Annotated in this window: 7 protein-coding genes and 2 pseudogenes; 7 read left to right on the forward strand and 2 right to left on the reverse strand. The window is 74.4% G+C overall.

Going from position 1 to position 6,778, the window contains the following annotated elements:
* From ACWEQL_RS39765 to ACWEQL_RS39775, 3 genes and pseudogenes are all read left to right on the forward strand, one after another.
* A pseudogene (locus ACWEQL_RS39765) lies at window positions 1–174 on the forward strand (flavodoxin-dependent (E)-4-hydroxy-3-methylbut-2-enyl-diphosphate synthase); the annotation flags it as partial.
* A gap of 137 nt (window positions 175–311) precedes the next feature.
* Window positions 312–1,187 (forward strand): GNAT family N-acetyltransferase, encoded by an 876-nt coding sequence (locus ACWEQL_RS39770; RefSeq protein WP_452156073.1) that lies wholly within the window; start codon window positions 312–314, stop codon window positions 1,185–1,187.
* Between the two features lie 70 nt (window positions 1,188–1,257).
* Complete coding sequence (locus ACWEQL_RS39775; protein WP_452156061.1) at window positions 1,258–1,851, forward strand: N-acetyltransferase family protein; 594 nt, start codon at window positions 1,258–1,260, stop codon at window positions 1,849–1,851.
* On the opposite strand, the gene ACWEQL_RS39780 is transcribed toward ACWEQL_RS39775, so the two are convergent.
* Both ACWEQL_RS39780 and ACWEQL_RS39785 read right to left on the reverse strand, forming a co-directional pair.
* Window positions 1,824–2,747, reverse strand: coding sequence for an aminoglycoside phosphotransferase family protein (locus tag ACWEQL_RS39780; protein WP_452156063.1), 924 nt, complete (start codon window positions 2,745–2,747; stop codon window positions 1,824–1,826). The genes ACWEQL_RS39775 and ACWEQL_RS39780 overlap by 28 nt on opposite strands.
* A gap of 83 nt (window positions 2,748–2,830) precedes the next feature.
* The gene (locus tag ACWEQL_RS39785; RefSeq protein WP_452156065.1) at window positions 2,831–3,916 is read right to left on the reverse strand and encodes a ferritin-like domain-containing protein; all 1,086 of its coding nucleotides are present in this window, start codon (window positions 3,914–3,916) and stop codon (window positions 2,831–2,833) included.
* A 302-nt stretch (window positions 3,917–4,218) separates the two neighbouring features.
* Between ACWEQL_RS39785 and rimP the strand changes: the two genes are divergently transcribed.
* The 4 genes and pseudogenes from rimP to ACWEQL_RS39805 all read left to right on the forward strand — a co-directional run.
* A complete protein-coding gene (gene rimP, locus ACWEQL_RS39790) occupies window positions 4,219–4,770 on the forward strand; it encodes a ribosome maturation factor RimP (RefSeq protein WP_452156067.1) in 552 nt (183 codons plus the stop codon).
* Window positions 4,771–4,824: 54 nt separating this feature from the next.
* Window positions 4,825–5,838: a transcription termination factor NusA gene (gene nusA, locus ACWEQL_RS39795; RefSeq protein ID WP_452156069.1), complete on the forward strand. Its 1,014-nt coding sequence runs from the start codon at window positions 4,825–4,827 to the stop codon at window positions 5,836–5,838.
* Between the two features lie 127 nt (window positions 5,839–5,965).
* A complete protein-coding gene (locus ACWEQL_RS39800) occupies window positions 5,966–6,214 on the forward strand; it encodes a YlxR family protein (protein WP_452156071.1) in 249 nt (82 codons plus the stop codon).
* A gap of 246 nt (window positions 6,215–6,460) precedes the next feature.
* Window positions 6,461–6,733 (forward strand): annotated as a pseudogene (locus tag ACWEQL_RS39805) (translation initiation factor IF-2 N-terminal domain-containing protein); the annotation flags it as partial.
* Between the last annotated feature and the right edge of the window lie 45 nt (window positions 6,734–6,778).

Consider the following 6,778-nt stretch of genomic DNA (forward strand, 5'->3'; position numbering starts at 1 on the left):
GGCGTCGCCTCCGGCAACGGCAAGGGCCAGATCTTCGTCAAGGGCGAGGTCATCAAGACCGTCCCCGAATCCAAGATCGTCGAGACCCTGATCGAGGAGGCGTTCAAGATCGCCGAGCAGATGCAGGCCGAGGGCGCCGAACCCGGCACCCCCACCGTCTCCGCCGCGGAGTGATCCGCACCCAGTAGTTTCCGGAGCGGGGCCGTCCGTCCACGGACGGCCCCGCGGCCGTAGCCGGGCGGGGCCACGGAGTAGGGTGCGGCCAGAGTCGTCATCAGTGAGGTGCTGTCCCGATGCTCGATCGCGGTGTGATGCTCCCCGGCTCGTTCCAGGCCGCCCGCGCCCTGGCGGCCACCCGCGTGCTGGAGGCCCCCGACCTCGCCGCCACCCTGGAGGTGCTGCACCGGGACCCGGTCGCCAACGCCTTCGTCGCCACCCGGGTGGAGGCGGTCGGCCTCGACCCCTGGCGCCTGGGCGGTGAGATGTGGGGCTGGCACGACGAGAACGGCCGGCTGGACGCGCTCTGCTACGCCGGGGCCAACCTGGTGCTGGTGAACGCCGGCCCGGAGGCCGTCCAGGCCTTCGCCGAGCGGGCCCGCCGCCAGGGCCGCCGCTGCTCCTCGATCGTCGGCCCCGCCGCCGCCACCGCCGGGCTGTGGGCCCTGCTGGAGCGCAGCTGGGGACCGGCCCGCGAGGTCCGCGGCCACCAGCCGCTGCTCGCCACCACCACGCCCTCCGCCGAGATCGCCCCCGATCCGCTGGTCCGGCAGGTGCGCCGCAGCGAGATCGACCTGTTGATGCCGGCCTGCGTGGCGATGTTCACCGAGGAGGTCGGGGTCTCCCCGCTGGCCGGTGACGGCGGGCTGCTGTACCAGGCCCGGGTCGCCGAGCTGGTCTCCACCGGCCGCTCCTTCGCCCGTTTCACCGACGACGGCCAGGTGGTGTTCAAGGCCGAGATCGGGGCGGTCACCGAGGGCGCCTGCCAGATCCAGGGCGTCTGGGTGGACCCCGCGTACCGGGGCCGGGGCCTGTCCGAGACCGGGATGGCCGCCGTCCTCGACATCGCGCTGCAGGAGTTCGCCCCGGTGGTCTCGCTGTACGTCAACGACTTCAACCTGCGCGCCCGCGCCGCCTACCGCCGGGTCGGCTTCCGCGAGGTCGGGGCGTTCATGAGCGTCCTGTTCTGAGGCCGTCCCCCAGGTGCTCTTCTCCCGGCTCCGCCCTCGTACCCGCCGCTTCGGTAGTAACGTCCGAGGCATGGATCAGCTGACCGGCGTGACGATCGAACCCATCGACCTCGCGGCGTGGGCGCCGCAGGCGCTGGAGGTCCAGGCGGTGGCGTTCGGCCTCACACCGGAGGAGGTGGCCGTCCGGCTGCACATCGTCGGGCGGCACGCCCTGCAGCCCGGCGTGGACGCCCTCGGTGCGGTGAGCGGCGGCCGGCTCGTCGGCTTCGGGTACGGCATGCCCAACCGGCGCGAGCACTGGTGGAGCACCGTCATCCAGCCCTACCTGGAGGCCCGCGGGTACGGAGGCTGGCTGGACGGGGTGTTCGCGATCACCGAGCTGCACGTGCTGCCCGAGTTCCAGGGACGCGGCGTCGGGTCCGCGCTGATCCGCTCGCTCACCGAGCGCTCCGGGCTGGACCGCAGCATCCTCTCCGCGATCGACGCCGAGACGCCCGCCCGGCGGCTCTACCGCGCGCTCGGCTACCAGGACCTGGCCCGCGCGGTGCGCTTCCCCAACACCGACCGCCCGTACGCGGTGATGGGCGCCCACCTGCCGCTGGAGGGCGCCCGGGGCGTGCGGGGCACGCCGGTGGATCAGAGCAGGCCCGCGAACTCCAGGTAGAGCTCGCCGTCCGCGCGGCGGCCGCCGGCCAGCGCCCGCAGGCCGGCCCGGACGCTGCGGAACAGCGTCCAGCCGCGCAGCCGCGGGTGGTCCACCTCGACCGCCTCGGCGAGCTGGTGCAGCCGCCGACGGGCGGCCGCGCCGGGGCCGGGTGAGCCGAGCAGGGTGTCCAGCCGGTCCTGGGCGAGCCGGGCCAGGTCGAAGGCGCGCTCGCCGACCAGCGGCCTCGGGTCGATGGCCAGCCAGGGCGCGCGGTCGGCGGCGAGCACGTTGCCGTGGTGGAAGTCGCCGTGCAGCAGGAGCTCCTCCGGGGCGGAGACGAGCAGCCCCTCGGCGCTCTCCAGGGCCTCGGCGACCAGCGCGGAGGCGTCGGCCGCGGCCGGCAGGGCGCCCTGGCTCCGCAGCTCCTCCCCGGCGACGGCGACCCGCTCGGCGACGGTCTGGAAGGTGTGCCCCTCCGGCGCCGGCACCCAGAGCCGGCGCAGCAGGCTGGTCGCCTCCAGCATCGCCTTGGGCTCGGCCAGCGAACGCAGCGGGATCTCGCCGTGCAGCCGTTCCAGCAGCAGCACCCCCTCGGCGGGGTCCGCGTCCAGCAGCAGGACGGCGCCGCGGCCGGCCCAGTGCGTCAGCGCGGCGTGCTCCCGGGCGGTCTCCGGGGTGAGCAGTCCGGCCTTGAGCACGGCGGGGGAGAGGTCGTCGCGGTGCACGTACCCGACCAGGCTCAGGCTGCCGCCGGGGTCGAGTACCCGCTCCAGGGTGAGGTCCCAGCGTCCGAGGTGGGCGGCCACCCGGTCGGGGAGCTCCGCGAGCCATCGCCGCCCCGCCTCGCCGCCGGCCTCGCCGACGCTCCGCGCCAGCCGGTCGGGGACGAGGATCTGCCCTGGTGCTGCCGACATGCTGGCGCCTTCCGGTTGCCGCTACCCCCGTGGTCCTACCCGTCCATTGTCGGCCATGAACGGGAACCCGCAGGTCAGCGACTTCAGCCGGTGGGGGTGACCGAGGGGGTGGCGGAGGGGGCGGCGCCGCCGGCGGGCAGGCCGGGGAAGGCGGTGGGGGCGGCGCCCCAGCGCCGGGCCCGCAGGGCGCTCTCGCGCAGGGCGTCGGCGGCGGTCGCGCGGTGCTGGCCGGTGCCGGCGGCCACCAGGTCGGCGTAGACGCCGGTCAGCCGGGTCTCGATGAGCGAGGCCAGCTTGGCGGCGGCGGCCGCGTCGGTGACCGCGAAGGGCAGCTGGTAGCCGGGGGCGGCGGCGGCCGGGGTGGCGCCGGCGCCGGTGAGCAGGCGCTGCCAGGCGTCCCGGCGGGCCTGGTGGGCGGCGTAGCCGGTCCGGGCGTCGGCGCGCTGCTGGTCGTCGGGGAGCTTGGCGCCGACCACGCCGTACCCGTAGACGGCGGCGTGCTCGGCGGCCAGCGCGTTCTGCAGGGCGGTGACCGCCTCGGGGGCGGGCGCGGCGCCGGAGGGGGATCCGGACGGGGACCCGGAGGGGGATCCGGAGGCCGCGGGGGAGGCCGGTGCCGAGGGGGCCGGGGCGGGGGCGGGGACGTTGAGGACGCCGTTGTCGCCCAGCGCGACGGCGTGCAGCACGTCGGCGGCGGAGATCGAGGCCAGCAGCCGGGCCAGCTGGGGGGAGGCGCCGCCGAGCTCGGACAGGTGGGCCTGGGCGGTCTGGCGCTCCAGTGCGGCGAGCGAGGCGGCCGTCACGGAGGCGGGGGCCGGGGCGGAGGCGGTGCCGGAGGGTGGGGCGGTGGAGGAGGCGGTGGCCGTGGCGGGCGCGTCGGCGGCCGTCAGGCCCTCGGACAGCGCGGCGCGGTGCTCGGCCACCTCGGCTCTCAGCGGCCGGATCCGGTCGGCCTGCCCGGCGCCGGGGCCGGCCAGCAGGGCGTCGTACCCGGCGAGCAGCGCGTCGGTGGCGGCGACGGCGCGCCGGCGGATCGGCTCGTCCGGGTCGGGGCGCCGGCGTTCCCCCGTCCGGCCGTCGTCGGAGGAGTCGGTGCAGGCGGTGAGGGCGGCGGTGGCGCCGGTGAGCAGCCCGAGGGCCAGGAAGGTCCGTCGGCTGTGCGGCTGCATCGCGTCACTCCGGGGCGTGTACGGGAGGACGGCCTGCCCGCCTGCCCTCGTTGGCGTGAATGATTACAGAATCCTCACCTGGGTGGACCCGTATTGTCCCCGGGCCGTTCGCTCCGGGCCGGTGTGAGCTTGCTCGCAGTGGGTGTCGCGCCCGTGCCCGCGCGCCCTGCGGAATCGGTGGTTCGCGGTGGGACCGGATAGGCTTTGGGCCGAGTTGCCGCGACCCGTCCCGCTGCCGCGGGGTGCCCGGGGTGCGGCACGACCTTCTGACAACAGCAGACGCGGCCGAGGAGTCCACCCGGATGAGCACCACCCAGATCGACCGGCTGCGTGCGTTGCTGGAACCGCTGGCCGCCGGCGCGGGCCTGGACCTGGAGGACCTCAAGGTCACCCAGGCGGGCAGCCGCCGCCAGGTGCAGATCGACGTGGACGCCGACGGCGGCGTCGACCTGGACACCATCGCCGAGTTCAGCCGGGTCGTCGGCGAGGCCCTGGACGAGTCCGACCTGATGGGTGCCGGCGCGTACGTGCTGGAGGTCGGGTCGCCGGGCGCCGAGCGTCCGCTGGACGAGCCCCGCCACTGGCGCCGGGCCGAGGGCCGGCTGGCCAAGATCCACCTGGTCGACGGCGGGGAGATCGTCGCCCGGGTCCTGGAGGCGGACGAGGACGGCGCCCTGGTCGAGGTGCAGCCGGTGAAGGGGCGCGGTCGCGCCAAGGAACGCCGTCTGGAGTACGCCGAGGTCGCCCGGGCGCGCGTTCAGGTGGAGTTCAACCGCAAGGACGAGAAGCTCCTCGACGAGACCCCGGACTTCGCGGACGACGACGCCGATGAGGGGGACGACGGTGCGGAGTGACGACCTGCGCACCATCCGCACCATGTACGTGACGAAAGACGAGGAGGCGTAGCCGTGGACATCGACATGAGTGCCCTGCGCACGCTGGTTAACGAGAAGAACATCCCCTTCGACCTGCTGGTCGAGTCCATCGAGTCCGCCCTCCTCACCGCGTACCACCGCACCGAGGGCTCCCGCCGCCGGGCCCGGGTCGAGCTGGACCGCAAGAGCGGCCACGTCACGGTCTGGGCCACCGAGGACCCCTCGGAGCTGGAGGAGGGCGTCGAGCCCAAGGAGTTCGACGACACCCCGAGCGGCTTCGGCCGGATCGCGTCCAGCATCGGCATCCAGGTGATGATGCAGCGCCTGCGCGACGCCGCCGACGACCAGACCTTCGGCGAGTACGCGGGCAAGGAGGGCGACATCGTCACCGGTGTCGTCCAGCAGGGCAACGACCCGAAGAACGTGCTGGTCGACATCGGCAAGCTGGAGGCCATCCTGCCGCCGCAGGAGCAGGTCCCGGGCGAGGACTACCGGCACGGCACCCGTCTGAAGTGCTACGTGGTGGCGGTGCGCCGCGGTGTCCGCGGTGCCTCGGTGACGCTCTCGCGCACCCACCCCAACCTGGTCAGGAAGCTCTTCGCGCTGGAGGTCCCGGAGATCGCGGACGGCAGCGTGGAGATCGCCGCGATCGCCCGCGAGGCCGGCCACCGCACCAAGATCGCGGTCTGGTCGCGCCGGGCCGGGCTGAACGCCAAGGGCGCCTGCATCGGCCCGATGGGCGCCCGGGTGCGCGCCGTGATGGGCGAGCTGCACGGAGAGAAGATCGACATCGTCGACTGGTCGGAGGACCCGCGCGAGATGGTCGCCGCCGCGCTGTCCCCCGCGCGGGTGAGCAGCGTGGAGATCGTGGACTTCGCGCAGCGCTCCGCACGGGTGATCGTGCCGGACTACCAGTTGTCGCTGGCGATCGGCAAGGAGGGGCAGAACGCCCGCCTCGCCGCCCGGCTGACGGGCTGGCGGATCGACATCCGGCCGGACACCGAGGGCCAGCCCGAGGGTGACGGCCGGGAATCCGCCGACCGCTGACAGCGTTGTACGGAGCCGTCGCGCCGGTCCTGTCCGGATCGGCGGGGCGGCGCCATGTCCCTTCGGAGGGGTAGACTTGCCTTCGTCTGGCCGGACGCATGTCCGAGCACGCCCGGAACGCACCTGCGTGGGCTGCCGCAAGCGCGCGGCCAAGCACCAGCTGTTGCGTGTCACGGCGGTCGAGGGCGTCTGCGTCCCCGATCCCCGTGGCGCACTGCCGGGCCGGGGCGCTTATCTGCATCCCGAACCGGCCTGCCTCGACCTCGCGGTCCGCCGCCGGGCGTTCCCCCGGGCCTTCCGGCTCCAGGGCGCGCTCGACACCGAGCGGCTCCGCGGGTTCCTCGGGGAGCGGACAGGTGGCACCCCGGCGCCCTGAGTTCTCAGGCCCGCCCGGTGGACGCCTCCCGCACGGCCGCCGCTCCGCGCGGCGGAGAACCACCGCAACAAGCACAGTGCGCGGGCAGCCGCGCGCCGTGCCACCAGTCAGGTACCTCGCGATGTGGAAGTAGGTCGAGATTGCGATGAGCACTCGATGAGTACGCGATGAGTACGCGATGGGTACGCCCATGAAGTAGCGACGGTCCGGCGGACGAGACACCCCGGACTCATAGACAGGAGTGAAGTGGCTAAGGTCCGGGTTTACGAACTCGCCAAGGAACTCGGCTTGGAGAGCAAGGCCGTCATGGCCAAGCTCACCGAGCTCGGGGAGTTCGTCCGTTCGGCGTCCTCGACGATCGAGGCGCCGGTCGTGCGCAAGTTGACTGACGCTCTGGGAGTGGCCCCCACCGGTGGTGGCTCCGCTGCCAAGCCTGGCCCGCGGAAGCCCGCGGCGCCCCAGCCCGCCGGCCCCGCAGGACCTCCGGCCACATCCTCCCGGAGACACGCCGTCACCCGGCCTTGAGAACGCACCCCCCGGAAGGTGACGGCGCCGACCCGGGAG

The organism is Kitasatospora sp. NPDC004240 (assembly GCF_053603215.1).